At 33.4% G+C, this 518-nt stretch carries 1 protein-coding gene; it reads left to right on the top strand.

Annotated elements, in window-relative coordinates:
- Nucleotides 1-518: methyl-accepting chemotaxis protein (locus R7Z49_RS27585; RefSeq protein WP_318112846.1), on the top strand; the 518-nt coding region annotated here is incomplete at both ends.

Below are 518 nucleotides of genomic sequence, written 5' to 3'. Positions count from 1 at the left end.
GAACTTATACAGCGCTATAGTGTTCCAGGCGTTTACTTTGAACTACTCGATGAACAAAGCAATTCTATTTATTCAACTGGAAAGTTAAATTTAGAATTAAAGCAAACTGATGTTGTTACTGTTGCTGGTTCAAATTGGTATTTACGCTCGTATATTGACTACAGATATATCAAAAAGATTATCGATGGTATAAACCAAGATATTACAAAGTATATGTCACTTTGCGCTTTTATTATGCTGGTTATTAGTTTGATAATTCTTAATTTTCAATTAAACCCGCTATCTAAGTTAAAGAATTTAGTGGAGAATTTGGCAGGTCATGATGCGGACTTAACCCAACGAATTAATATTAATCGCCAAGATGAAATAGGCCATATCTCTAACTCAGTGAATTGTTTTATAGATAATCTACAGGCTTTATTTAAAAAAATATCCAGGTCAAACGTCGCCAGAGAAGAACTTGATGTTCAAATTGGACGGAATGTTTCTACTGTCTCCCGTTACAGCAAGCAAAGTGA

The sequence above is a fragment of the Vibrio sp. 1562 genome (assembly GCF_033340155.1).
Lineage (GTDB): Bacteria > Pseudomonadota > Gammaproteobacteria > Enterobacterales > Vibrionaceae > Vibrio > Vibrio alginolyticus.
Note: the sequence above shows the minus strand (reverse complement) of the source record. Positions and strands in the feature narration are given on the sequence as shown.